This is a genomic window from Micromonospora ureilytica, from assembly GCF_015751765.1.
GTDB classification, from domain to species: Bacteria; Actinomycetota; Actinomycetes; order Mycobacteriales; family Micromonosporaceae; genus Micromonospora; species Micromonospora ureilytica.
Genome location: NZ_JADOTX010000001.1, coordinates 6238646 through 6261486 on the forward strand (window position 1 = coordinate 6238646; position 22841 = coordinate 6261486).

General features: G+C 72.2%; 21 protein-coding genes and 1 pseudogene. 15 read left to right on the forward strand and 7 right to left on the reverse strand.

Annotation, left to right across the window (positions count from 1 at the left end; translation table 11 throughout):
* Window positions 1-99: 99 nt before the first annotated feature.
* Window positions 100-936 carry a prenyltransferase/squalene oxidase repeat-containing protein gene (locus IW248_RS28625; protein WP_196929429.1) on the forward strand — a complete coding sequence of 279 codons (837 nt, stop codon included), beginning with the start codon at window positions 100-102 and terminating at the stop codon, window positions 934-936.
* On the opposite strand, the gene IW248_RS28630 is transcribed toward IW248_RS28625, so the two are convergent.
* Together IW248_RS28630 and proB are read right to left on the reverse strand one after the other, a co-directional pair.
* Window positions 933-2174: a glutamate-5-semialdehyde dehydrogenase gene (locus tag IW248_RS28630; RefSeq protein ID WP_196929430.1), complete on the reverse strand. Its 1242-nt coding sequence runs from the start codon at window positions 2172-2174 to the stop codon at window positions 933-935. The two genes, IW248_RS28625 and IW248_RS28630, sit on opposite strands and share 4 nt — an antisense overlap.
* A 115-nt stretch (window positions 2175-2289) precedes the next feature.
* Complete coding sequence (proB, locus tag IW248_RS28635; protein ID WP_196929431.1) at window positions 2290-3447, reverse strand: glutamate 5-kinase; 1158 nt, start codon at window positions 3445-3447, stop codon at window positions 2290-2292.
* Window positions 3448-3460: 13 nt separating this feature from the next.
* On the opposite strand from proB, the gene IW248_RS28640 reads away from it, so the two are divergent.
* Genes IW248_RS28640 through IW248_RS28650 form a run of 3 tightly spaced genes read left to right on the forward strand, consistent with a single transcriptional unit; the run spans window position 3461 to window position 6729 of the window.
* The gene (locus IW248_RS28640) at window positions 3461-3775 is read left to right on the forward strand and encodes an MGMT family protein (RefSeq protein WP_196929432.1); all 315 of its coding nucleotides are present in this window, start codon (window positions 3461-3463) and stop codon (window positions 3773-3775) included.
* Window positions 3776-3807: 32 nt separating this feature from the next.
* Window positions 3808-5193, forward strand: coding sequence for an MFS transporter (locus IW248_RS28645; protein ID WP_196929433.1), 1386 nt, complete (start codon window positions 3808-3810; stop codon window positions 5191-5193).
* 27 nt (window positions 5194-5220) lie between these two features.
* Window positions 5221-6729, forward strand: a complete 1509-nt coding sequence (locus IW248_RS28650; protein WP_196929434.1) for a pyridoxal phosphate-dependent decarboxylase family protein — start codon at window positions 5221-5223, stop codon at window positions 6727-6729.
* Window positions 6730-6911: 182 nt separating this feature from the next.
* Here IW248_RS28650 and IW248_RS28655 read toward each other — a convergent pair whose 3' ends face one another.
* Both IW248_RS28655 and IW248_RS28660 read right to left on the reverse strand, forming a co-directional pair.
* Window positions 6912-8117 carry a hypothetical protein gene (locus IW248_RS28655; protein ID WP_196929435.1) on the reverse strand — a complete coding sequence of 402 codons (1206 nt, stop codon included), beginning with the start codon at window positions 8115-8117 and terminating at the stop codon, window positions 6912-6914.
* Complete coding sequence (locus IW248_RS28660; protein ID WP_196929436.1) at window positions 8110-8670, reverse strand: RNA polymerase sigma factor; 561 nt, start codon at window positions 8668-8670, stop codon at window positions 8110-8112. The genes IW248_RS28655 and IW248_RS28660 overlap by 8 nt, the downstream gene beginning before the upstream one ends.
* Before the next feature lie 195 nt (window positions 8671-8865).
* On the opposite strand from IW248_RS28660, the gene IW248_RS28665 reads away from it, so the two are divergent.
* Window positions 8866-9447, forward strand: coding sequence for an NADH-quinone oxidoreductase subunit B (locus IW248_RS28665; protein ID WP_196929437.1), 582 nt, complete (start codon window positions 8866-8868; stop codon window positions 9445-9447).
* 51 nt (window positions 9448-9498) lie between these two features.
* Window positions 9499-10815 (forward strand): DUF2252 domain-containing protein, encoded by a 1317-nt coding sequence (locus tag IW248_RS28670; protein WP_196929438.1) that lies wholly within the window; start codon window positions 9499-9501, stop codon window positions 10813-10815.
* A gap of 16 nt (window positions 10816-10831) precedes the next feature.
* Here the strand turns inward: IW248_RS28670 and IW248_RS28675 are convergent, their stop codons facing one another.
* The gene (locus tag IW248_RS28675) at window positions 10832-11878 is read right to left on the reverse strand and encodes a glucose 1-dehydrogenase (protein ID WP_196929439.1); all 1047 of its coding nucleotides are present in this window, start codon (window positions 11876-11878) and stop codon (window positions 10832-10834) included.
* A gap of 105 nt (window positions 11879-11983) precedes the next feature.
* Here IW248_RS28675 and IW248_RS33315 point away from each other — a divergent pair.
* Window positions 11984-12580, forward strand: a pseudogene (locus IW248_RS33315) (NADH-quinone oxidoreductase subunit C); the annotation flags it as partial.
* 356 nt (window positions 12581-12936) lie between these two features.
* Complete coding sequence (locus IW248_RS28685; protein WP_196929441.1) at window positions 12937-13899, forward strand: complex I subunit 1/NuoH family protein; 963 nt, start codon at window positions 12937-12939, stop codon at window positions 13897-13899.
* 128 nt (window positions 13900-14027) lie between these two features.
* On the opposite strand, the gene IW248_RS28690 is transcribed toward IW248_RS28685, so the two are convergent.
* Entirely contained in the window at window positions 14028-15047 is a 1020-nt protein-coding gene (locus IW248_RS28690; RefSeq protein ID WP_196929442.1) for a glutathione S-transferase family protein, read from the reverse strand.
* Between the two features lie 81 nt (window positions 15048-15128).
* On the opposite strand from IW248_RS28690, the gene IW248_RS28695 reads away from it, so the two are divergent.
* The gene (locus tag IW248_RS28695; RefSeq protein ID WP_196919851.1) at window positions 15129-15557 is read left to right on the forward strand and encodes an ester cyclase; all 429 of its coding nucleotides are present in this window, start codon (window positions 15129-15131) and stop codon (window positions 15555-15557) included.
* On the opposite strand, the gene IW248_RS28700 is transcribed toward IW248_RS28695, so the two are convergent.
* Window positions 15538-16110 (reverse strand): Uma2 family endonuclease, encoded by a 573-nt coding sequence (locus tag IW248_RS28700; RefSeq protein WP_196929443.1) that lies wholly within the window; start codon window positions 16108-16110, stop codon window positions 15538-15540. The two genes, IW248_RS28695 and IW248_RS28700, sit on opposite strands and share 20 nt — an antisense overlap.
* A gap of 104 nt (window positions 16111-16214) precedes the next feature.
* Between IW248_RS28700 and IW248_RS28705 the strand changes: the two genes are divergently transcribed.
* The 6 genes from IW248_RS28705 to IW248_RS28730 are packed head-to-tail and all read left to right on the forward strand — an operon-like array spanning window position 16215 to window position 22744.
* Window positions 16215-16811, forward strand: a complete 597-nt coding sequence (locus IW248_RS28705; protein ID WP_124820924.1) for a NuoI/complex I 23 kDa subunit family protein — start codon at window positions 16215-16217, stop codon at window positions 16809-16811.
* Between the two features lie 25 nt (window positions 16812-16836).
* Window positions 16837-17397, forward strand: a complete 561-nt coding sequence (locus IW248_RS28710; protein ID WP_196929444.1) for an NADH-quinone oxidoreductase subunit J family protein — start codon at window positions 16837-16839, stop codon at window positions 17395-17397.
* Entirely contained in the window at window positions 17394-17756 is a 363-nt protein-coding gene (gene nuoK, locus IW248_RS28715; RefSeq protein WP_124820926.1) for an NADH-quinone oxidoreductase subunit NuoK, read from the forward strand. Before IW248_RS28710 ends, nuoK begins: the two co-directional genes overlap by 4 nt.
* Window positions 17753-19684 carry an NADH-quinone oxidoreductase subunit 5 family protein gene (locus IW248_RS28720; RefSeq protein WP_196929445.1) on the forward strand — a complete coding sequence of 644 codons (1932 nt, stop codon included), beginning with the start codon at window positions 17753-17755 and terminating at the stop codon, window positions 19682-19684. The genes nuoK and IW248_RS28720 overlap by 4 nt, the downstream gene beginning before the upstream one ends.
* 55 nt (window positions 19685-19739) lie before the next feature.
* Complete coding sequence (locus tag IW248_RS28725; RefSeq protein ID WP_196929446.1) at window positions 19740-21248, forward strand: complex I subunit 4 family protein; 1509 nt, start codon at window positions 19740-19742, stop codon at window positions 21246-21248.
* Window positions 21245-22744, forward strand: coding sequence for an NADH-quinone oxidoreductase subunit N (locus tag IW248_RS28730; protein WP_196929447.1), 1500 nt, complete (start codon window positions 21245-21247; stop codon window positions 22742-22744). The genes IW248_RS28725 and IW248_RS28730 overlap by 4 nt, the downstream gene beginning before the upstream one ends.
* Window positions 22745-22841 lie beyond the last annotated feature (97 nt).

Sequence of the window (22841 nt, forward strand, 5' to 3'; positions counted from 1 at the left end):
AGATCACGCCGAGCGGCCCTCCGGCCGGAGCGACGCAGCCATTGCGGGCTGGCCGATTCTCCGAGGCGGCATCGCGTCTGCGCAGGTAGCGTCTCCGCCGTGGTCGACTTGGAAGCCGCGATCGGGTTCGTCGTGGCGCATGGGGATGCGGTGGAACGCGCCCGCCTCTCCTGGCTCCGCAACGGCACCCCCGTGCCCGCGGAGTTGCTGGAGACGGCCGAGGTCGGCCAGTCACCCGACGGCGGTTGGCCGGCCACCTGGGGCGGCGAGGTCGCCTCGATCGACGCCACCTGCTTCCGGCTCGTCGAGCTGGACGACCTGGGCGCGCTCGGCCGTCCCGCCGCACGCCGCGCACTGGACTGGCTGGCGTCCCGGCAGCAGGCCGACGGCGGTTGGGAAGAGGACGCGTCGCTCGCCGAGTCGGCACCGGAGTGGGCCCGGCCCGGCGACCCGGAGGCGGCGTTCCTCGTGTCGGCCAACGCCGCTTTCTGGCTAACCGTCGCCGGCCTGGACGCTCGGGCCTCGGGTCCGCTCGACCATCGCGTCGGTGGGGCGTACGCCGGGGTGGTGCAGGCGGCGGCCCACTCGCTCGCCGGGCGGCTGCGCCCGGACGGTAGCTGGCCGTCGTTCCTCGCCGCTGGCTGGCTGAGCGCGGCCGTGCTGCACCGGCAGGAGATGTTCCAGGAGTCGGCGCGGATCCAGGTGGTGCTCGCCGAGCGGATGCCGAAGATGTCCCCGGGGGACGTGGCGTGGCTGGCGGCCACGCTGCGCCGCGCCGGTGTCGACCCGCAGGACTGGATCATGGTGCGGGCTCTGCGCCGGTTGACCGAGACCCAGCGCAGCGACGGCGGTTGGGAGAGCGACGACGGTCACCAGTTCGATGTGCACGCCACGCTGGCCGCGATCCGGGCGGCGCGCCCCACCCCGCCCGCTTAGCGCAGGTGGCCGTTGCCGGTTACCACGTACTTGGTGCTGGTCAGCTCGGGTAGGCCCATCGGACCGCGGGCGTGCAGCTTCTGGGTGGAGATGCCGATCTCCGCGCCGAAGCCGAACTCGCCCCCGTCGGTGAACCGGGTCGAAGCGTTCACCATCACCGCAGCCGCGTCCACCCGCGCCACGAACTCGCGGGCCGCGCTCTGCGAGTCGGTGAGGATCGCCTCGGTGTGCCCGGTGCCGAAGCGGCGGATGTGCGCGACCGCCGCGTCCAGCGAGTCGACCACCGCCACCGAGATGTCGGCCGACAGGTATTCGGTGGCGTAGTCCTCCTCGGTGGCCGGAACCACGGCGGCGGAGTGGGCGGTCACCTCGGGTGAGCCGTGCACTGTCACCCCCGCCTCGGCGAACGCGGCCAGCACCGGCGGCAGGAACGCGTCGGCGATGCCCGCGTGCACCAGCAGCGACTCGGCCGTGTTGCAGGTGGACAGGCGTTGCGTCTTGGCGTTCAGCGTCACCGCGACGGCCTGCGCCAGATCGGCGGCGGCGTCGACGTACACGTGGCAGTTGCCCACCCCGGTCTCGATCACCGGCACTGTCGACTCCTCGACCACAGTGCGGATCAGCGACGCGCCGCCGCGCGGAATCAGCACGTCGACGAGCCCGCGGGCGCGCATCAGCTCCTTGACCGAGTCACGGGAGCTGGCGTCGAGCAACTGCACCGCATCGGCGGGCAGACCGGCGCCGGCGACCGCGTCGCGCAGTACCGCGACCAGCGCGGCGTTCGAGTGCGCGGCCGACGACGAACCGCGCAGCAGCGCCGCGTTGCCGGACTTGAGGCAGATCCCGGCGGCGTCCACTGTCACGTTGGGCCGCGCCTCGTAGATGATGCCGACCACCCCGAACGGCACCCGGATCTGGCGCAGCTCCAGGCCGTTGGGCAGGGTGGACCCGCGGACCACCTCGCCCACCGGGTCGGGCAACGCGGCCATCTCGCGCAGCGCGTCGGCGATGCCGGCCACCCGGCCCGCGTCGAGCGCGAGCCGGTCCAGCACGGCCGCGCTCAGCCCGGCCTCTCGGCCGGCCGCCAGGTCCGTCTCGTTCGCGGCCAGGATCTCCGGGGTACGCGTCACCAGCGCGTCGGCCATCGCCACCAGCGCGGCGTCCTTGACCGTACGCGTGGCCACTGCCAACTCCGCGGCGGCGTCCCGCGCCCGTCGCGCCTGCTCAACGACACTCATGCCAGCACTCCGCTGCGCTCCGTGCCGCCATGAGGCACCAGCGCCCTGAATTGATGATTCGCACGCTGACGCTCACTCATTCCAGCACTCCTCAGGTGGTGGGAATGGCGCTTGCTCACAGCAGCACCAGGTCGTCGCGGTGGACGACCTCTCGTTCGTACGCCGGGCCGAGCGCCGCGGCGAGTTCGGACGTGGAGCGACCGAGCAGCCCGGGCAGCTCCACCGCGTCGTAGTTGACCAGCCCCCGGGCGACCGATGCGCCGGCGGTGTCCACCAGGTCCACCGGGTCGCCGGCGGTGAACGAGCCGTCCACGGCGGTGATGCCGGCCGGGAGCAGTGACTTGCGGCGCCCGACGACTGCGGCGACCGCGCCCGGGTCGAGGTGCAGCCGCCCCCGGGGCGAGGTGGCGTGGGCCAGCCAGAACAGCCGGGCCGTCGGGCGTCGCCGTTGCGGGTGGAAGAGCGTGCCGACCGGTTCGCCGGCCAGCGCCGGCGCGGCCAGGTCGGCGGCGGTGAGCACCACCGGGATGCCGAAGCCGGTGGCGATCCGGGCGGCCTCGACCTTGGTGACCATGCCGCCGGTGCCGACGCCGGACCGGCCGGCCCTGCCGATGGTGATGCCGGCGAGGTCGGCGTCGTCGCGAACCTCGGCGATCCGGGTCGAGTGCGGATTGGTGGGGTCGCCGGTCCAGAGCGCGTCCACGTCGGAGAGGAGCACCAGCAGGTCGGCGTGCACCAGCGCGGCTACCAGCGCGGCCAGTCGATCGTTGTCGCCGAAGCGGATCTCCTGGGTGGCCACCGTGTCGTTCTCGTTGACGATCGGCACCGCCCGCAGGTCGAGCAGCTTGCGCAGCGTCCGGTAGGCGTTGCGGTAGTGCACTCGCCGGGTCACGTCGTCGACGGTGAGCAGCACCTGCCCGACGGTGCGGCCGTGCCGGGCGAAGCTGGACGCGTACCTGCCGATCAGCAGCCCCTGCCCGACACTGGCGGCGGCCTGCTGGGTGGCCAGGTCGCGCGGGCGTCGGGGCAGCCCGAGCGGGGCGAGCCCGGCGGCGATGGCGCCGGAGGACACCAGCACCACCTCGCGCCCTTCGGCGGTGAGCCGACCGAGGGTGTCGACAAGCGTGTCGACGCGCTCGTCGGCCAGCCCGCCGGTGGCGGTGGTCAACGAGGAGGACCCGATCTTGACGACGACCCGTCGGGCCGTCGTGACTGCGTCGCGCACCCGACCATTCTGCGTGGTCACGGCCGCACCTCCCGGCGGCGTTCCCATATGGTGGCGGATCGTGACTCCTGACGAGTACGTCGAGGCGGTGCTCGACCTGGTCGAGCGGATCCCGGAGGGCCGGGTCATGTCGTACGGCGGGGTGGCCGACGCGTTGTCCGAGCGCTCGGGGCGTGCCTCGGCTCGGTTGGTCGGCAACATCATGGCCCGGCACGGAGGCTCGGTGCCGTGGCATCGGGTGGTGACGGCGAGTGGTCGACTGCCGCCGGGGCACGAGCGGGAGGCGCGGGCTCGACTGCGGGCCGAGGGAGTGCCGCTGCGCGGTGAGGGTGTGGACATCACGACGGCGGGCTGGTCGCCTGATGAGGGGATGTGACCGCCGTCCTAACGTGAGTAACATTCGGCCCCATGAAAACGCCGCCGGGCGCCGGCTCGTCAGCCACCGGCTCGCTGCCCCGATCGGTGCACGCCGGCTACGCGCTCGGTTCACTGGCGACCGGAGCGTTCGGCACCGTGCCCGGTCTGCTGCTGTTGCCGTACCTGACCGACACCCTGGGCGTGGCCGCCGGGCTGGCCGCACTGCTGGTGCTGCTGCCCAAGGCATGGGACGTGTTGGTCAACCCGGTCGCGGGGCGGATCTCCGACCGCACCCGGTCGCAGTGGGGCGCCCGCCGGCCGTACCTGCTCGTCGCCGGCCTCGCGCTCGCCGTCCTGTTCGCGTCGATCTTCGCGGCGCCCTTCGGTAACGGTCCGGCCGCCGTGGCGTACGTGGCGTTCGCCTTCCTCGCCACCGCCACCGCGTTCGCCTTCTTCCAGGTGCCGTACGTGGCGATGCCGGCGGAGCTGACCGGCGACTACGCCGAGCGCACCCGGTTGATGACCTGGCGGATCGCGGTGCTGGCGCTGGCCATCCTGGTCTCCGGCGCGGTCGCGCCGCTGGTGGTGAGCGCCGGTGGTGACGGCGTGGCCGGGCACCGCTGGATGGGCCTGTTCGTGGCGGTGCTGATCGCCCTCGGCGCCCTCGGCGCGTTCCTCGGCACCCGTTCCGCGCCGACCGGCACGGTGGGCGAGAGCGAGCCGACCCTGCGCGCCCAGCTCGCCGTGGCCGGCGCCAACCGCCCGTTCCGGGCGCTGCTGATCTGCTTCGTGGTGCAGTCCGCCGGGGTGGCGACGATCCTGGCCGGGGTCAACTACTTCGCGGGACAGATCCTGCGCGACGAGGAGAGCGGGCCGACGCTGCTCTTCGTCTGCTTCGTCGGACCGGCGCTGCTGGTGATGCCGATCTGGAGCCGGATCGGTGCCCGGCTGGGCAAGCGGACCGCGCTGGTCGTCGCCTCACTGATCCTCGCCGTCGGTGCGTTCGCACTGGTCGCCGCGCCGGTGCTGCCGCCGGTCGCCGTCTACCTCGTGGTCGCGCTGCTCGGTGTGGGGTACGCCGGGCAGCAGGTCTTCGCGCTGGCGATGTTGCCGGACTGCATCGCGCACGAGACGGCGCGCACCGGTCGACGGCAGGCGGGCGTCTTCACCGGGCTGTGGACCGCCGGGGAGACCTTCGGCCTGGCGCTCGGCCCGGGCATCTACGGACTTGTGCTCCAGCTGTCCGGCTACGTGTCCTCCGACACCGGCTCGGCGGCGGCCCAGTCCGACACAGCAAGGCTGGGCGTCCTCCTCGGTTTCACGCTGATCCCAGCCCTCCTGATCGCTCCCCCCATCCTCCTGCTCCGCCAGTACACCCTCACCGCCCACAGCGACCGGGTCGATCATGGAGTTGTGCTGGGGGACGAAAGCCGTTGACCGTCACGAGAAGGGCACCATGACTCCATGATCGACGAGAACAGGGTTGAGGCAGGGGCGCTTTCCGCCGCCGGGGTTCCCGCCGAACGAGTTCTTGAGGAGGTTCGGCAGTTGCGGGGCGCGGACCGGCCCACCCACGGGGGACGGCTGTTCGCGTACGTCTACGACCCGGCGGTGCCCGGGCTGGACGAGCTGGCCGCCAGCGCCCACCGGGAGAGCGCGCACGTCAACGGGTTGGACCCGACCGCGTTCCCGTCCCTGCTGGCCATGGAGAACGCGCTCGTCGGCGCCGCCGGCCGGGTGCTGGGCGCCGGCCCGGGCACCACCGCCCCGGACGTCGTCGGCAGCGTCACCAGCGGCGGCACCGAGTCGCTGATCCTCGCCGTCAAGGCGGCCCGGGACGCCCACCCGGAGATCACCGAACCCCGGATCCTGGTGCCGTCGAGCGCGCACGCGGCATTCGCCAAGGCGGCGCACTACCTGCGGGTGGCGCTGGACGTCGTGCCGGTCTCCCCGGACACGCTGCGTCCCGACCCGGCCGCGATGGCCGCCGCGATCCGCCCGGAGACGGTGCTGGTCGCCTGCTCCGCGCCGTCGTACGCGCACGGCGTGGTGGACCCGGTCACGCAGATCGCGGCCGCCGCGGCCGAGGCCGGGGTGCGCTGCCACGTGGACGCCTGCTTCGGCGGCTGGACGCTGCCGTACCTGCGCCGCCTCGGGGAGCCGGTGCCGGCGTTCGACTTCGCGGTGCCCGGGGTCACCTCCATCTCGGTCGACCTGCACAAGTACGCGTACGCGCCGAAGGGGGTGTCGGTGCTGCTGCACCGCGACGCCACCCTGCGCGCCCCGCAGTACTTCGCGTACGCCGACTGGCCCGGCTACACGATGATCAACCCGGTGATCGCATCCACCCGCTCGGGCGGGCCGATCGCCGCCGCGTACGCCACAGTGCGGCACCTCGGCGACGACGGTTACCTGCGGCTGGCCGCCGTCACCCGCGACGCGGTCGCCGGCCTGGCCGACGCGGTCCGTGCCGTCGACGGGTTGCGGCTGATGGCCGAACCCGAGTCGACGGTGGTCTGCTTCACCGCCACCGAGGGTGGCCCCGACCTGTTCGTCCTGGTCGACGAGCTGACCGCCCGGGGCTGGCACACCCAACCCCAGCTCTCGTACGCCGGTCTGCCCGCCAGCGTGCACCTCACGGTGACCGCCGCTGTCGCGCCCCGGGTCGCCGAGTTCGGGCCGGACCTCACCGACGCGGTGGCCGCGGCCAGGTCCGCCGGCCCGGTGCGGCTGCCCGCCGAGCTGACAGCCCTGGTCGGTGCCCTGACTCCCGAGGCGCTCACCCCGGACCTGGTCGTCGGCCTGGCCGCCGGCCTCGGTCTGGGCGGCGAGCCGGGGTCGGACGCGGGGCCACTCCCGGAGCGGATGGCGCTTGTGAACACGCTGCTCGACGCCGCGCCATCGGCGTTGCGCGAGCGGTTGCTCGTGGAATTCGTCAGCCTGCTCCAGCGCCCCACCTGGGCGCCCAGCTGAGCCTGTGCCAAGGGGCCCGGCCGTCAGTACCGGCCGGGCCCGATCGGCCGGGTCAGGAAATCGACTGTCGTGTGGGGGACTGAATGGCGAGGCGGGGTCGGACGCGGGGCCAGCGCCCGCGTGGTGAGCGGAGCGCCGGCCGCGTCGTACGCCCCCGTGGCGTACGACGCGGCCGGCGACCGTCAGCCGTAGGTAATCGTCATCTGAACCAGGTTGTTGGCCCTGTTGACGTCCGGCAGGACATCACGTTCGCTGTCCATCGGCTGGACGTCCACGTCCGCCTTGTCCGTGCTCAGCGTGATCCCTTCGAGCACCCGGAAGTCCAGGTCCAGCCGCATCTCCGCCCCGGCGGCCAGCCGACCCAGGCGGCAGGTGATCGGTTCAACGGTGTCGTGGACGCCCACGCACGGGTCCCACCCGTCGACGTCCGCGCGCACCGCTGCGGGCACGCCCAACCGCAGCACCACGTGGGTGACCGGGCCCGTGCCCCGGTTACGAATCCGCACCGTGGCCGTACCCGTCCGGGAGCCGTCGTCCGCAGTTCTCAGCACGAGGTCGCCGGTGGTGACGGCGACGTCCGCCAGGTTCGGGTTCGGACCGAAGCTCGTCGGCCCGGAGACCTGGCTGAAGGCGTCACCCTCCCAGCGGTAGCTCCGCCACTGCCGTTGTGACCACCTGGCGTTCCAGCCACCCCCGGGAGCGATGTCACCGACCTGAACGCGAACCGTGCCGTCGCCCACGACATCCAGAGCGAACAGCCACTCCGGCTTGTCGATGGTGGTCGCGACCACCCGGCCGACAGTCGTCGCCTTTCCTTCCTTGTCCCTGTCGAAGGCGACCACCTGCATCGGCCCGCGGGTGCCGAGCACGCACTGCACGAGCGCCACGGTCTCCACCGCGCCGTCCCCGTCGATGTCGCCGTGGTCGAGCGCCAGGAGCCAGTTCGCGCCCTCCCGGGCGTCGGCGGTGAGCCGCGTCTGCGACGTCGGGCAGCCTGGTCCGGCCCGCCATGCCGGCAGCGCCACCGGGACCCCCAGGAGTTGGGCCCGGCTGAACCGGCCGTCCGGCACGGGGGTGGTCGGGCTGGCACTGGTTCCGGTAGGGCTGGGGGTTGGACTCGTCGGCATCGGCGTCGGCGACGCCGACACGCTCGGCGTCGGCTCGACCGGACCGGGCCGGTGGTCCGGGCCGCTCATCGCCGCGTATCCGACGGCCGATCCGCCGACCAGGGCGAGCGCCGTCGTGGCACTGGCGGCCAGCCGGCGTCGGCCGCGGCCTCGTACCGTCCGTCGGACGGCGGCAGGTCCCGGCGCCTCGACCTCCGCCAGCGCGGTACGGCGGTATCGGGCAAACTCCTCGGAGAGGTCAAGAATCTCCTGCTCAGACATCCCGCACCTCCTCTCTGGTGTCGCGCAGGTGTGTGGCGAGCGCAGTCCGGCCCCGATGCAGCCAGGACTTGACAGTCCCTTCCGCTACCTGTTCCTGGGCGGCGATCTCGGCGACCGTCAGGTCAGCGAGGTAGTGCAGTACTACGGCCCGCCGCTGCTTCGGCGGCAACTTCGCCAACGCGGCGTCGACGACGATCCGGTCGGGGCTCGGCTCCGCGACGTGTGTCTCCCGTTGCCGCAGCAGCCACTGCTGGGCGGTCCGCAGCCGCCGCCAGCGGTTGTGGCCGAGGTTCCAGGCGACCCGACGGACCCAGGCCAGGGGGTCCTCGTATCCGGCGAGCCGGTCCCAGCGGGCGTACGCCCGACAGAACGCCTCCTGAACCAGTTCCTGCGCCTGCCCGCGGTCACCCGTGTACGCGGTCAGCTGCACCACCAGGCCACGGAAGTGGGCGTGGTAGAAATCGTCGAAGACCAGCTCTGCCGGCGCGGAGGTTGCGGTTCCCGGTGGGTCCGGCGGGCGTCCACCCACCCGCACGTCTCTTGTCACAAGCACTCGTCCTCCCCGTGGCGGCCGCGGGCGGTGTGTTCGCCAGCACCGGTCACACAACCGAGCGTGCCGGTAGGTTGCGCGTCAATCGCCGCCGAACGCTGTCGGCTCGGGGACAACTGGCGGGGCGCTCAGACCGCTCACCGCCGGACCGTACGGACGTCAGCTGTGATTCACTGTCGCTGAGGAGAGGGGGCGGTCGTGCAGCTACCGGCAGTGCTCGGTGAGCCGATCCGGTTCGTGCTGAACTGGGGCCGCCGCTACTCGCTCTGGGTGTTCAACTTCGGCCTGGCCTGCTGTGCCATCGAGTTCATCGCCACCAGCATGGGTCGGCACGACTTCATCCGACTCGGCGTGATCCCGTTCGCCCACGGCCCCCGCCAGGCCGACCTGATGGTGGTCTCCGGCACGGTGACCGACAAGATGGCCCCGGCGATCAAGCGGCTCTACGACCAGATGCCCGAGCCGAAGTACGTCATCTCGTTCGGTGCCTGCTCCAACTGCGGCGGCCCCTACTGGGACTCGTACTCGGTGACCAAGGGCGTCGACCAGCTCATCCCGGTCGACGTGTACGTGCCCGGCTGCCCGCCCCGGCCGGAGGCGCTGCTGCACGGCATCCTGCGCCTTCAGGAGAAGATCGCCGCCGAGCAGTCCGGCATCGGCGGTGTGCCACAACGGGACGTGCTGGCCGCGCCGCTGGACGCCCCGCCCCGCGAGGCCGCCGCCCCACGCTCGGTGGACTCGCTCACCGCCCCACCGGTACGCCCACCCGCCGCGAACTGACGGCGGTGGGCCGCCGCCCCGTTGTGGACCGGCCGCACTAGCCTGCGGACTATGAGCAGCTCAGCGGACCAGCGGTCCGCCCACATCGTCGACGTGCTCACCGAGGAGTTCGGCGCGTCGATGGCGATCGACCCGGCCGCCTTCCGCCGCAAGTTCCGCAAGATGGCGGCTTCCCCGTTCGCCTTCTACCGGGGCAGTGCCGCGCTGTTCTACGCCGACCAGCTCGGCGACTTCGCCGACGACCGGTTCCTGGACGAGCAGACCAGCCGGGTGTGGATCCACGGTGACCTGCACGCGGAGAACTTCGGCACCTACATGAACGCCTCCGGGCAGCTGGTGTTCAACGTCAACGACTTCGACGAGGCGTACGTCGGGCCGTTCACCTGGGACCTGCGCCGGCTCGCGGCCAGCGTGGCGCTGCTCGGCTACGGCAAGGCGCTCTCCGACACGGCGATCGGGGAACTGGTGGCCGGGTTCGCCCGGTCGTACCTGACCGAACTGCGGGCCATCGCCGCCGGCGGTGACGACGCGATCGGCTCGATCACCCTTGACAACGCCGACGGGGTGCTGCGCCGGGTGCTCCAGCGGGCCCGGCTCAACACCCGCGTCGACCTGCTCGCCGCGCAGACCACCATCGACAACTACGAGCGACGCTTCTCCGTCGGCGACGGGGTCTTCGAGATCGACGACGCCACCCGGGACCTGGTCAGCGCCGCCTTCCTGGACTACCTGGGCACCCTGCCAACCGCCTCGACGCAGCTCCGCCCGGTGGCGGCGCGGATCAAGGACGTGGTGCTGCGCAAGGGGGTGGGCATCGGCTCGGCCGGGCTACCGTCGTACAACCTGCTGCTGGAGGGGCACACCCAGGCACTGGAGAACGATGTCGTCATCTACATGAAGCAGGCGCAGGTGCCGGCCGTGGCGCGGTACGTCACCGACGAGTCGGTCCGTGGCTACTTCCAGCACCAGGGGCACCGGACCGCCGAGTCGCAGCGGGCGTTGCAGGCGCACGCCGACCCGTGGCTGGGCTTCACCGAGCTGAACGGGACCGGTCAGCTCGTCGCCGAGGTCTCCCCGTACGCCGCCGACCTGGACTGGTCGGACGTGAACGAGCCGGAGGAGCTGACCGGGGTTCTCGTCGACCTTGGCCGGGCGGTGGCCCGGATGCATTCGGTGGCCGACGACGAATCCAGTCACGACCTGGTGGACTACTCCACCGAGGAGGCGATCGTCGCGGCGGTGGACACCGACGAGCCGGGTTTCGTCGCCCACCTGGTGGACTTCGCGCACGCGTACGGGGTGCGCGCCCGCCAGGACCATCAGCTCTTCGTCGACCTGTTCCGCAACGGTCGGCTGCCGGGCCTCTGATCGGGCGCGGCGTCGCTCAGGACGCGAACTCCAGCACCACCTTGATGTCGTCCGGCCCGGGGGTGTACGCGTCGGCGTACCGGTTCACCGGCACCCGCCGGGTGATCAGCGACTCGAGCCAGACCTGGTCGGCGCGGGCGAGTGCCTGCGCGGCCATGTTCCAGTGCCGGCGGTTGGCGTTCACCGAGCCGAACACCACGTTGTTCTCCAGCACCAACGCCCGGTTGAGAGCCCCGGCGTCGAAGTCGATGCTCCGGCCACCGCTGGACACCCCGGCCAGGCAGACGATCCCGGTCGGGGCCGCCTTGCACATGACGTCGAGGACCACAGTGGGTGCACCCGTGCACTCGATCACCACGTCCGGCTCGAAGGGCAGGTCGTTGACCGGCACCGTGTGGTAGGTGGCGCCGAGCCCGGCGACCAGCTCCGGCTTGGGCCCCTCGGTGTTCCGGTCCAGCACGTGGACGGTGAGGCCACGCTGGGTGCCGAGCAACGCGGCCAGCAGCCCGATCGGCCCGGCCCCGGTCACCAGGACGGTCTGCGGCTGCCACTCGGCCCGGTGCCCGATCCGTTCGATGTGGTCCCACGCCTTCGCCACCACACTTGTCGGCTCCAGCAGCACACCGACCTGGGCCAGCGCCGGGTCGAGCCCGACCGCGAACCGCGGTTCGACCCGCCAGCGGTCCCGGGCGAACCCGGCAAGTCCCTTGATGCCGTGTTCGGTGTACTGACCGTTGCGGCACATGTCCCACTCGCCTACCGCGCAGTTCGAGCAGGGCACCGGATCGGGATACCTGACGATCCCGGCCACCAGGTCACCGGGTCGCAGGGTGCCGCTGGAATCCTCGATCACCCGACCCAGTGACTCGTGCCCAATGACCAGGCGGTCCGCACCCGGCGGCGCCTCGCCGTACTCCCCGGCGATGATCTCGTGGTCGGTGCCGCAGATCCCCACCGCCAGCGCCTCGACCAGGACAGAACCCTCCTCGGCAGCCGGCTCCGGCTGATCCTCGACGAGGCTCAGCGAGTTGGCGACCCCTGGTCTCACTGTCACAGCGCGCACGCCCTCATCTTTCCCCGCCGAGACGTGCGCCGCGCGCAAAGCCGGCAGATCGCCGGGGATCGGCGGCGGCCAGGCGCGGGGCCGGCCGGCACTAGGATCAGCGGCATGACTCCCGAAGAGGTCGGCGCTCGACTGGTCGCGCTGCTCGCGCCGGTCGAGGCGACCCCGTCGGTCTCCGGCGGGCAACGGTTCGCCCGGGCCACCGTCGACGTCCCGCCCGCGAGTTGGCTGACAGCGGTTTCCGTCGCCCGTGACGATGCCGAGCTGGCCTGCGACTTCTTCGACTGGCTCTCCGCCGTCGACGAGTTGGCCGAGGGCTTCGACGTGGTGGCGCACCTCTGGTCGACGCGACTGCGCCACGGCCTGCTGCTGCGTACCCGGTTGCCGCGCGGCGCGCCCACTGTCGCCTCGGTCGTCGACATCTACCCCGGCGCCGCCTGGCACGAGCGGGAGACGCACGAGATGTTCGGCATCGACTTCGCCGGCCACGGGGAACTGCTGCCGCTGCTGCTGCCCCCGGAGTTCGAGGGCCACCCGCTGCGTAAGGAGTTCGTGCTCGCGTCCCGCGTGGCCAAACCCTGGCCGGGTGCGAAGGAACCGGGCGAGTCCGAGGCCGGCGGCGGGCGTCGACCGATCCGCCCGCCCGGTGTCCCCGCTCCGGGCGAGTGGGGGCCCACGCCCACCCCGGCCGGCGCAGGTGGCGTGGGGGAGGGCCCGCGTGGCGGCACCCCGGCCAGACCGGCCCGTGAGCGTCCGGCGCGGCCCGCCCCGGGGGCCCGTCCGGCGCGTACTCCCGGGCCTGCCGGCACCGCCGACGCCCCGGCCCCCGCCGACCAGCCCGCGCCCGACGTTGGCTCGGCCGGTGAGCCTGCGCCCGGCGTTGGCCCGGCCGACCAGCCTGCGCCCGGCGCAGGCCGGGCCGATCAGCCCGCGCCCGGCGCGACCGCAACTGACAAGCCTGGTGCAGGCTCGGCCGGCCCGGCCGCATCGGGTGGCGAGCCGATCGCGGACCCGCCGGGCCGCGATGGCCGGGGCGACCACGACGGGGGTACGGCCTGATGCCGCTCTGGGTGGAACTGGTGCTCCGGGTCGGCGGCGTGGTTGTCGCGTTCCTCACCCTGCCGTTGCTTGTCGGCCAGGCCGAGCACAAGGTGATGGCGCACATGCAGGGCCGGCTCGGCCCGATGTACGCGGGTGGCTTCCACGGTTGGGCGCAGCTCGTCGCCGACGGGGTCAAGTTCGTGCAGAAGGAGGACATCACGCCGCGCGAGGCGGACCGGGCGGTGTTCCGGCTGGCGCCGGCGGTGGCCCTGGTGCCCTACCTGCTGGTGTTGCTGGTCATCCCGCTCGGTCCGAACGACCTGGTCGGGCAACCATTGGACATCGGCCTCTTCTTCGTGCTGGCCGTGGTCGGCGTCGGCGTGGTGGCGGTGCTGATGTCGGCGTGGGCGTCGGCCAACAAGTACAGCCTGCTGGGCGGGCTGCGCGGGGCCGCCCAGTTGCTCGGTTACGAGCTGCCGCTGGTGCTGGCCGCCGCGTCGGTGGCGATGGCGGCCGGCACGCTCAGCCTGTCGGGCATCGTCGAGGCGTGGCAGCCGTGGTGGCTGCTCTGGCAGGCACCTGCGATGATCATTTTCTTCGTCGCCGGGCTGGCCGAGATCCGCCGGCCACCGTTCGACATGCCGGTGGCCGACTCGGAGCTGGTCTTCGGCTACATGACCGAGTACACCGGTCTGCGGTTCGCGTTCTTCCTGCTCGCCGAGTACGTCGGCATCGTGGTGATCGCCGCGTTGACCACTGTGTTGTTCCTGGGCGGTTGGCAGGGCCCGTTCGCCGACGACCAGCTGGGCTGGCTCTGGACGCTGCTCAAGATCTTCGCGGTCTCCTTCGTGATCATCTGGCTCCGGGTCTCCTACCCCCGGCTACGCGAGGACCAGCTGCAACGCCTCTGCTGGCTGGTCCTGGTGCCAGCATCCCTGGCGCAGTTGGTCCTAACCGCAGCTGTCCGCCTAGCCCTGTAGACCCCCCCGCCCTCCCGCGCCGATCTTGCACTTTCTGTCCCGACGAACATGGCCCAAGTGGGGCATCTCGACATCGGAAAGTGCAAGATCGGCGCGAGCGTGAGGGGCGCGCTACGCGGCGGGGGCGGTTAGCGCAGCGGGGTGTGTGCCGGGTCTACCGGCTCTTTCGGGGGTGGGGGTGGGGTGCCGTCGCCGAAGGGGCGGCCACCCAGCGCCTCCCGGCCGTGCGGGGTGAGCCAGTTGGACAGGTCGGGGCCGAGCGGAACGATCCCGGTCGGGTTGATGTCGCGGTGCACCTCGTAGTAGTGCCGCTTGATGTGGTCGAAGTCGATGGTGTCGCCGAAACCGGGAGTCTGGAACAGGTCCCGGGTGTACGCCCACAGCACCGGCATCTCGCTCAGCTTCTGCCGGTTGCACTTGAAGTGGCCGTGGTAGACCGGGTCGAAGCGGACCAGCGTGGTGAACAGCCGTACGTCAGCCTCGGTGATGGTGTCGCCGACCAGGTAACGCTGGTCGGTCAACCGCTCGGTGAGCCAGTCCAGCCGGTCGAAGAGCTGGTGGTACGCCTTGTCGTACGCCTCCTGATTGCCAGCGAACCCGCACCGGTAGACGCCGTTGTTCACGTCCCGGAACACCACGGCGTTGACTTCGTCGATCTGCTCCCGCAGGTGGTCGGGGTAGAGCTTCGGGGCGCCCTCGCGGTGGTACGCCCTCCACTGGGTGGACAGGTCCAGGCTCATCTGCGCGTAGTCGTTGGTCACCACCTGCCCGGTCGGCACGTCCACGATCGCCGGCACTGTGATGCCGCGCTCGTAGCCGGGGAAGCGCTTGAAGTACGCCTCCTGGATGCGCTCGATGCCGAGCACCGGGTCCCGGCCGTCCGGGTCGAGGTCGAAGGTCCAGCTCCGGGCGTCGTGGGTCGGGCCGGCCACCGCCATCGAGATGGCGTCCTCCAGACCGAGCAACCGTCGCACGATGATCAGTCGGTTGGCCCACGGGCAGGCGCGGCTGACCGCCAGCCGGTACCGGCCGGGCTCGACCGGGTACCCGTCGCGCCCATCCTCGGTGATCCGGGTGGCGATGTACCGCTGGTCGCGGGTGAACTCGCCGCCCGGCTCGACGTACTTGCCGCCTTTTTCCTCGCCCACGTCGCCCTCCCGGTCTGGTCTGTGTCTCTACCCAATCCTCGCGGATCTACGGCGCACAGTGGTCCCGGATACCCTGCCGGCATGACGGATGTGGAGGCGGCGGCCCGGCGGTTCATCGCCGATGTGTGGAATGCCCGCCGGGAGGAGTCGGCGTACGAGCTGGTCGCCGAGGAGTGCCCGGGGCTGGGCGGCACCGGGCCGGAGGCGACGTTGGCCTGGCATCGTGAGCGCCGGGCGGCCTTCCCGGATCTCCGCTACAAGATCGTCGACGTGGTCGCGGCCGGCGAGCGGGTGGCCGTGCACTGGCGGGCCGCCGGCACCCACGTCGGGCAGTTCGGGCCGGTGCCGCCGACCGGGCAGGTGGTCAGCTACTCGGGGGCGACGTTCCTGCGCTTCGACGCGGCGGGCCGGATCGTCGAGGTGTGGAGCTGCAACGAGCTGTTCCAGTTGCTGCAACAACTCGGCGTCGAGATGCTCCCACCGGCCGTCGTCAGCGGACCCGGGGCGTGATCCGGCTGATCGGCAGATTGATCGGAAAGGGCTCGCCGGTGTCGACGAACTTCGTCCACCGCCCGGTCTCGGTGTAGACCTCGTTCACCGCGTCGATCCGGTAGGTCACCACCTCCAGCGCGCCCTCCGTCTCGATCCGCCAGTAGTAGGGGATGCCGGCCTGGGCGTACAGCGCCGGCTTCAACACCCGGTCCATGGATCGGGTGCTCGGTGAGACGATCTCGATGGCGAGCACCACCTCGTGCGGCTCGTACTTCGACGGCTCTCGGGCGGCGGCGACCGACGTGGTGATCAGCACGTCGGGGATGAACGAGCGGGTGCGGTTGATCCGCACCTCGACCGCCTGGGTCACGTCGTAGCCGTCGGGGCAGTCTTCGTCGAGCGCGGTGCCAAGACGCATCGCGATGGTCTGGTGGGTACGGGTGGGGGAGGGGGACATCAGCAGCACTCCATCGAGCAGTTCCCGGCGACGGCCATCCTCGGGCAGCGCATCCAGGTCGTCAGTCGTCCACTCGCTCTCGGGCGGGTAGTCGCTCTGCAGCGCGGCGGTCATGGCAGGTCCTTCCAGGTGCGTTCGTTCTCCCCGCGACCACGGTACCGCCGTCGACCTGTGGGTGGTGGTCGCGCGCGCCGTGGCCACAGGGCAGGATGGTCGACATGAGCGACCCCAGCGAGCGCGGCGACACCAGCGACCGCGGCCTACCCGGCGCGGGCCTGGTGAAAGGGCTGGCGGTCACCCTCAAGACGATGACCAGCCGTTCGACCACCCAGCAGTACCCGGACGTGGCCCCCGACCTGCCGCCCCGCTCGCGTGGGGTGATCGCCCTGTCGGAGGAGAACTGCACGGTCTGCATGCTCTGCGCCCGTGAATGTCCGGACTGGTGCATCTACATCGACTCGCACAAGGAGGAGGTGGTGGTGCCCGGCGCCGCCCGCCCCCGCCAGCGCAACGTGCTCGACAAGTTCGACATCGACTTCTCGCTCTGCATGTACTGCGGCATCTGCATCGAGGTCTGCCCGTTCGACGCGCTCTACTGGTCACCGGAGTTCGAGTACGCCGAGTACGACATCAAGGACCTGCTGCACGACAAGGACCACCTCGGTCAGTGGATGGCCACCGTTCCGCCGCCGCCCGCGCACGACCCGAACGGCGAGCCGGCCAAGGAGGAGACGTCCGCAGCGCGCAAGGCGGCCGCCGCACGTCCCGCTCCGTCGGCGATACCTCCCGACGCCGACCAGGACCCGGCGTCGTGAGCGCCCGAGCCGGCAGGGCGGCCCGGTGACCGGGGCGGATGTGCTGCTGCTCGCCCTCGGCGCGGTGGCGGTCGGCGCCGGCGTGCTGGTGGTGACCACGAAACACCTGGTCCGGGCCGGTCTCTACCTGGTGGTGTGCCTGGGCGCGTTGGCAGGTGACTTCCTGGTGCTCAGCGCCGAGTTGGTGGCCTGGGTGCAGGTGCTGATCTACGTGGGCGCGGTGGTGGTCCTGCTGCTGTTCGCGGTGATGCTGACCCGAGCGCCGATCGGCGCCTCCGACGACCTGGACCGGCCCGGTTGGCCGGCGGCTCTGATCGGTGGCGGCGCCGGGCTGGGGCTGACCGCCCTGCTTGTCGACGCGTACCGCTGGAGCACCGTCGCGCTGCCCGCCGCGGGCACCGCCGAGCGGCTGGGGGAGCAGATCTTCCAGTCCTGGGTGCTGCCGTTCGAGGTGCTCTCGGTGCTGCTGCTCTCCGCCCTGGTGGGCGCGATCGTGTTGTCCCGGCCGGACATCGGCCGAGCCGCCCCGCAACGCGACGGCACGGCAGGCGACCTGGTCGACAGCGAGCCCGGGGGGCTCCGGTGAGGCCGGTCATCCCGTACGTCACCGCCGCGCTGCTGTTCGGCCTCGGCGTGTACGGCGTACTGCGTCGTCGCAACGCGGTGCTGGTGCTGATGTCGGTCGAGTTGATGCTCAACGCGGTCAACCTGATCCTGGTCACCGCGGACACCACCGCCCGCGCCGTGCTGCCGCACTCGGGGCAGGTCTTCGCCCTCTTCGTCATCGTTCTGGCCGCCGCCGAGATCGGGGTGGGGCTGGCGATCGTCCTTCAGCTCTACCGGCTGCGGGCGACAGTCGCCGTGGATGACGTGCCGTTGACCGAGCCGTCGGATCCCGTCGGCGGGCGCGAGCCGGCCGTCCTGGACTCGGAGGTGGGCCGGTGACCGGACTGCTCGGGGCGCTGCTGCCCGCCGTACCCCTGGTCGCCGGTCTGCTCGGTCTGCTGCTGCCGCCGGCCCCCCGGCGCGACAGCGCGTCCGGCGGCGACCGGGCCCGGACGGCCGCCGTGACGCTCGGTGTCGCCGGTGCGGCCGGTGCGTTGGCGCTGGCCGTCGCGCTGCTGCTCACTGTCGACGGGCCGACGGAGACGTCGAGCACCTGGGTCGACTTCGGCGGGCTGGTGGTGACCCTCGGCGTACGACTGGACGGCGCCGCCGCGCTGGTCGCGGTCGCGGTCACAGCGGTCGCCCTCGCCGTGCAGGTCTACTCGATCGGCTACCTGCGGCGTGGTCCCCATGACGACGTCGACGTGGACCACCGCTACCCGCCCTACGCCGCCCAGATCAGCCTCTTCACGGGCGCCATGCTGCTGGTGGTGGTCGCCGGCGACCTGATCATGCTGTTGGTCGGCTGGGAGGTGATGGGCCTCTGTTCGTACCTCCTGATCGCCCACGACCGCCGACTGGCCGGCGCCCCCGCCGCCGCCATGAAGGCGTTCCTGGTGACCCGGGTCGGTGACGTCGGGTTCCTGCTCGGCATCGCGCTGCTGGGCGTGTCGACGGGCAGCTTCCGGATCGCCGACGTGCTCGCCCACGACCACTCCGGCGCGACGTTGACCGCCGCCGGCCTGCTGCTGCTCGCCGGTGTGGCCGGCAAGAGCGCGCAGTTCCCGCTGCACACCTGGCTGCCGGACGCGATGGCCGGCCCGACCCCGATCTCCGCGTTGATCCACGCCGCGACGATGGTCGCCGCCGGGGTGTACGCCGTGGCCCGGCTCTACCCGCTGTTCACGGCCGCGCCTGTGACGTTGACCGTGCTGGGGGTGCTCGGCGCGATCACGCTGCTGCTCGGCGCGCTCGCCGCCACCGCCCAGGACGACATCAAACGGGTGCTGGCCTGGTCGACGGTGTCCCAACTGGGTTACATGACCGGCGCGCTGGCGGTCGGCTCACCGTCGGCAGCCCTGTTCCACCTGCTCACCCACGCCGCCTTCAAGGCGCTGCTGTTCCTCGCCGCCGGCGCGGTGATCCACGCCGTCGGCACCACACTGATGTCGGAGATGGGCGGGCTGCGGCGCAGCATGCCCGTGACGTTCTGGTGCACTGTGGTGGGCCTGGGCGCGCTGGCCGGGGTGCCGCCGCTGGCCGGTTTCTGGAGCAAGGACGGCGTACTGACTGTCGCCGAATCGGCCGCGCTGGAGGGCACCGGAGCGGCCCCGTCCTGGGTGGGTTGGATCGTCTGGGTCGCCGGGCTGGTCGGCGTGGCGGTCACCGCCTGGTACGCCGGTCGGCTGCTGCTGCGCGCCTTCTTCGGCGCTCCGCGCCTGCCCCTGGTTCGGCCACACGACCCGCCGGCGGTGCTGCGCTGGCCGGTGTTGCTGCTGGCCGTACCGGCCGCGCTGCTCGGTCTGGTCGGGTTCGTCGGGGCCTTCACCGACCGCCTGCGGTTCCCCACCGTCCCGGTGGCGGGCTCCGAGGACGGCCTGGTCCATCTGGGGCCGGGGGTGCTGCTGCCGCTCGCGTTCCTGCTGGTCGGCGCCACGCTGGTGACGCTGGGCTGGCGGCGCGACCCGGCCGCCGACCCGGCGACAGCGCTGGGTCCGCTGCGGCCGGTCTTCGCCCGCGCGTTCCGGCTCGACGACGTCCAGAACACAGTTGTGGTACGCCCCGTCCGCGCTCTGGCCCGCGCCGCGCGCACCGGTGACGAGGTGGTGGTGGACGGCGCGGTCGAGGGCAGCGGGCGAGCCGCGTCCGGTCTGGGCGCGGGGCTGGCCGCGCTGCACCGCGCGGCGCTGCCCCGAGCCGCCGCCGGCGTCCTGGCCGGCGCGCTGCTGATCGGCCTGGCCGCCGCAGTGCTTGGAGTTATCCAGTGAGCGCGAGGAGTGAGCCGGGTTTGCGAGCCCCGCAGTCGCGAACAGAGGCGGTCCGATGAGCTTCGGTCAGGTGTTGCTGGTTGCTGTGCTGGCGTTGCCGGCGCTGGGTGCGGTCGCGGTGGCGGCTACGCCCAGGGACCGGGCGGCCCGGCTGGTCGGCACTGTCGCGGCGGCGCTGACCCTGCTGGCCGCGGTGCCGCTGGTGTTCGGCGGTCGCGGTTGGGTCGCCTGGTCGGCCGGTGCGCCGGCGGTGCGCCCGTGGCACCAACTGGATCTGCCCTGGGTGCCCGGCCTGGAGTTGCGCTTCCACCTCGGCGTCGACGGCATCTCCTGGCCGCTTGTGGTGCTGACCGCGCTGCTCACGTTGCTCTGCTGCGCGTACACGATGTGGCGGGTCCCGGACGGCGGCAGCGGCCGGGCGCTCGTCGCGCTGCTGTTGGTGGTCGAGGTGGGCATCCTGGGCACCTTCCTCGCCCTGGACCTGGTGCTGTTCTTCCTCTTCTTCGAGGTCGTCCTGCTGCCGATGTACGCGATCATCGCCGGCTGGGGTGGCGCGGACCGGCGTCGGGCGGCCCGGAAGTTCGCGCTCTACACGCTGTTCGGGTCGGTGCTGCTGCTGGTCGGCGTGTACGTCGTGGTCGCCGCCGCCGGCACCGCCGACCTGGTGACGCTCACCGGTGGCGCGGGGATGTCCAGGGGCACCCAGTTGGCCGCGTTCACACTGCTCGCGGTGGCGTTCGCGGTGAAGAGCCCGCTGTGGCCGCTGCACTCCTGGCTGCCCGACGCGCACACCCAGGCCCCCACGGTGGGCAGTGTCGTGTTGGCCGGGGTGCTGCTGAAGATGGGCACCTACGGTCTGATCCGGGTCGCGGTGGGGGTGGCGCCGGAGGGGGCCCGTTGGGCGGCGCCGGTGCTCGGCGTGCTGGCCGTCGCCGCGATCCTGGTCGGTTCGCTGGTCTGTCTGGCTCAGTCGGACGTGAAGCGGCTGATCGCGTACTCCAGTGTGGGGCACATGGGCTTCGTGCTGCTGGGCGTCGCCACGCTGACCACCGTCGGCATCCAGGCGGCGTTGATCGGCAACGTCGCGCACGGGGTGATCACCGGCCTGCTGTTCTTCCTCGCCGGAGCGGTGAAGGACCGTACCGGCACGGGCACCCTCGCCGAGCTGTCCGGGCTGCGGGAGACCGCGCCCCGGTTGGCGGGTCTGCTCGCGTTCGCGGCGATCGCGTCGCTGGGTCTGCCCGGGTTGGCCGGCTTCTGGGGCGAGGCGTTCGCGGTGATCGCCGCCGTCCAGGTGGGCGGCCCGCTCTGGACCACCCTCGGGGTGCTGGCGGCGGTAGGCGGGGCGCTCACCGCCGCGTACTTCCTGCGGTTGCTGCGCCAGGTCACCCACAACCGGCCGAGCCCCGCCGTCGGGCAGGTTGGCCCCGGCCTGGCCGGTGCGGAGTTGACCGCGTGGGTGCCGCTGGTGCTGCTCGCGTTGGCCATCGGGCTGGCGCCGACGCTGGTCCTCGGCGTAGCCGAGGCCCCCGTCGACGCCCTGATCGGAGTGGTCAAACCATGAACGTCGTGCAGAGCGTGGACAGCGTCGCGCTGCTGCCGGCCTACCTGGCCGCCGGCACGGCCGTACTCGTGCTCATCACCGATCTGCTGGTGGCTCGGCCACGGGCCACGATCGCGGTGGCCGCGCTCGGCGCGCTCGGCACCGCGGTCGGCTCCGCGCTGGTCGGGGCGGGTGCGGAGCGGCGGACGTTCTGTGTGGGCGCCGACTGCTCCTGGATCTTCGGTGGTCGCGCCGCCCTGGTCGGCGTGGTGGTCGCGCTGCTCACAGTGGGCGTGCTCGGGCTGTCGGTGCCCGCGCTGCGGGCCGGGCGGTCACCGGTCGGCGAGTACGCCTTCCTGCTGGCCTGCTCGATGACCGGTGGCGTGGTGCTCGCCGCGGCCGGTGACCTGATCACGCTGATCGTCGCCCTGGAGACGCTGACCCTGCCGCTGTACGTGCTGGTCGGCCTGCGCCGGGGCAGCCTCGCGAGCGCCGAGGCGGCGTTGACCTTCTTCGTGGTCAGCGTGGTGGCGACCACGCTGACCCTGCTCGGCGCGGCGTTGCTGTACGCGGTGACCGGTGGCCTGCACCTGGACCGGCTCGGCGCGTTGCTCGCCGAGCAGCCGGACGTGCGGGACCTGCCGCTGACCACCGCCGCGGTGGCGGTGCTGCTGGTCGGTCTTGCCTTCAAGGTGGCGGCGGTGCCGTTCCACGCCTGGGCGCCGGCCACCTACGACGGCGCGCCGTTGCCGGTGGCCGCCTACCTGTCCACCGCGTCGAAGCTGGGCGGCCTCGTCGCGCTGCTCGCCGTGGTGCAGCGGGCGCTGCCGGCGGACCAGACCGGTCCGGTGCTCGCTCTGCTCGCCGTGCTCACCATGACCGTCGGCAACCTGGTCGCCCTGCGTCAACGGCGGACCGTCCGGCTGCTCGCCTGGTCGTCCGTCGCACAGGCCGGGTACATCCTCGCCCCGCTGGGTGCGTTGGCGCTGGCCGCCGGGCGCACGGAGGAGGCGCGGTCCGCCGCGTACGCGGCCGCCGTGGCGTACGCCGTCTTCTTCGTGGTGTTGGAGCTGGCGGCGTTCGCCGGGCTGACCGCACTGCGCCCGGCCGGCGCGGACGGTGGCACCCTGGACGACCTGCGCGGGGCGGCCCGGCGGCACCCCTGGCGGGCTGCGGCGTTCGGTCTCGCGCTCGTGGGTCTGGCTGGTCTGCCGCCGGGGTTGGCCGGCCTGTTCGCGAAGGTGACAGTGGTCCGGGCGCTGCTGGACGGTGGTGCGGCCTGGTTGGCGCTGGTGGTGGCGCTGAACGCCGTGATCGGCCTCGCCTACTACCTGCGGGTGACCGCCGCCCTCTGGGCGCCGACGACGACGCCCGGCCCGGCAGCGGCGCTCGCCGGTGGCGGAGCGCCGGGCGTACCCGTGGTGGCGGTGGTGGCAGTGGTGCTGGCGGTGGCGACGGTGGCCGCCGTGGTGCTCGGCGTCGCTCCGCAGTTGGTGCTCGACCTGGCCGGCCGCTGACCCCGCCCGACCCCGATCTCAGTCAACTCTCAGCGTTGAGACGGATGGTTGACGGGTACCGGGTTGTTACACCGGTCAGCGGATCCCGGCGATCCGT

What these genes read in the sequence shown, in the direction of transcription:
- IW248_RS28630 (WP_196929430.1), bottom strand. Translation starts at nt 2,174, where the DNA reads ATGAGTGTCGTTGAGCAGGCGCGACGGGCGCGGGACGCCGCCGCGGAG.
- proB (WP_196929431.1), bottom strand. Translation starts at nt 3,447, where the DNA reads ATGGGAACGCCGCCGGGAGGTGCGGCCGTGACCACGCAGAATGGTCGG.
- IW248_RS28645 (WP_196929433.1), top strand. Translation starts at nt 3,808, where the DNA reads ATGAAAACGCCGCCGGGCGCCGGCTCGTCAGCCACCGGCTCGCTGCCC.
- IW248_RS28650 (WP_196929434.1), top strand. Translation starts at nt 5,221, where the DNA reads ATGATCGACGAGAACAGGGTTGAGGCAGGGGCGCTTTCCGCCGCCGGG.
- IW248_RS28655 (WP_196929435.1), bottom strand. Translation starts at nt 8,117, where the DNA reads ATGTCTGAGCAGGAGATTCTTGACCTCTCCGAGGAGTTTGCCCGATAC.
- IW248_RS28670 (WP_196929438.1), top strand. Translation starts at nt 9,499, where the DNA reads ATGAGCAGCTCAGCGGACCAGCGGTCCGCCCACATCGTCGACGTGCTC.
- IW248_RS28685 (WP_196929441.1), top strand. Translation starts at nt 12,937, where the DNA reads ATGCCGCTCTGGGTGGAACTGGTGCTCCGGGTCGGCGGCGTGGTTGTC.
- IW248_RS28695 (WP_196919851.1), top strand. Translation starts at nt 15,129, where the DNA reads ATGACGGATGTGGAGGCGGCGGCCCGGCGGTTCATCGCCGATGTGTGG.
- IW248_RS28700 (WP_196929443.1), bottom strand. Translation starts at nt 16,110, where the DNA reads ATGACCGCCGCGCTGCAGAGCGACTACCCGCCCGAGAGCGAGTGGACG.
- IW248_RS28705 (WP_124820924.1), top strand. Translation starts at nt 16,215, where the DNA reads ATGAGCGACCCCAGCGAGCGCGGCGACACCAGCGACCGCGGCCTACCC.
- IW248_RS28725 (WP_196929446.1), top strand. Translation starts at nt 19,740, where the DNA reads ATGAGCTTCGGTCAGGTGTTGCTGGTTGCTGTGCTGGCGTTGCCGGCG.
- IW248_RS28730 (WP_196929447.1), top strand. Translation starts at nt 21,245, where the DNA reads ATGAACGTCGTGCAGAGCGTGGACAGCGTCGCGCTGCTGCCGGCCTAC.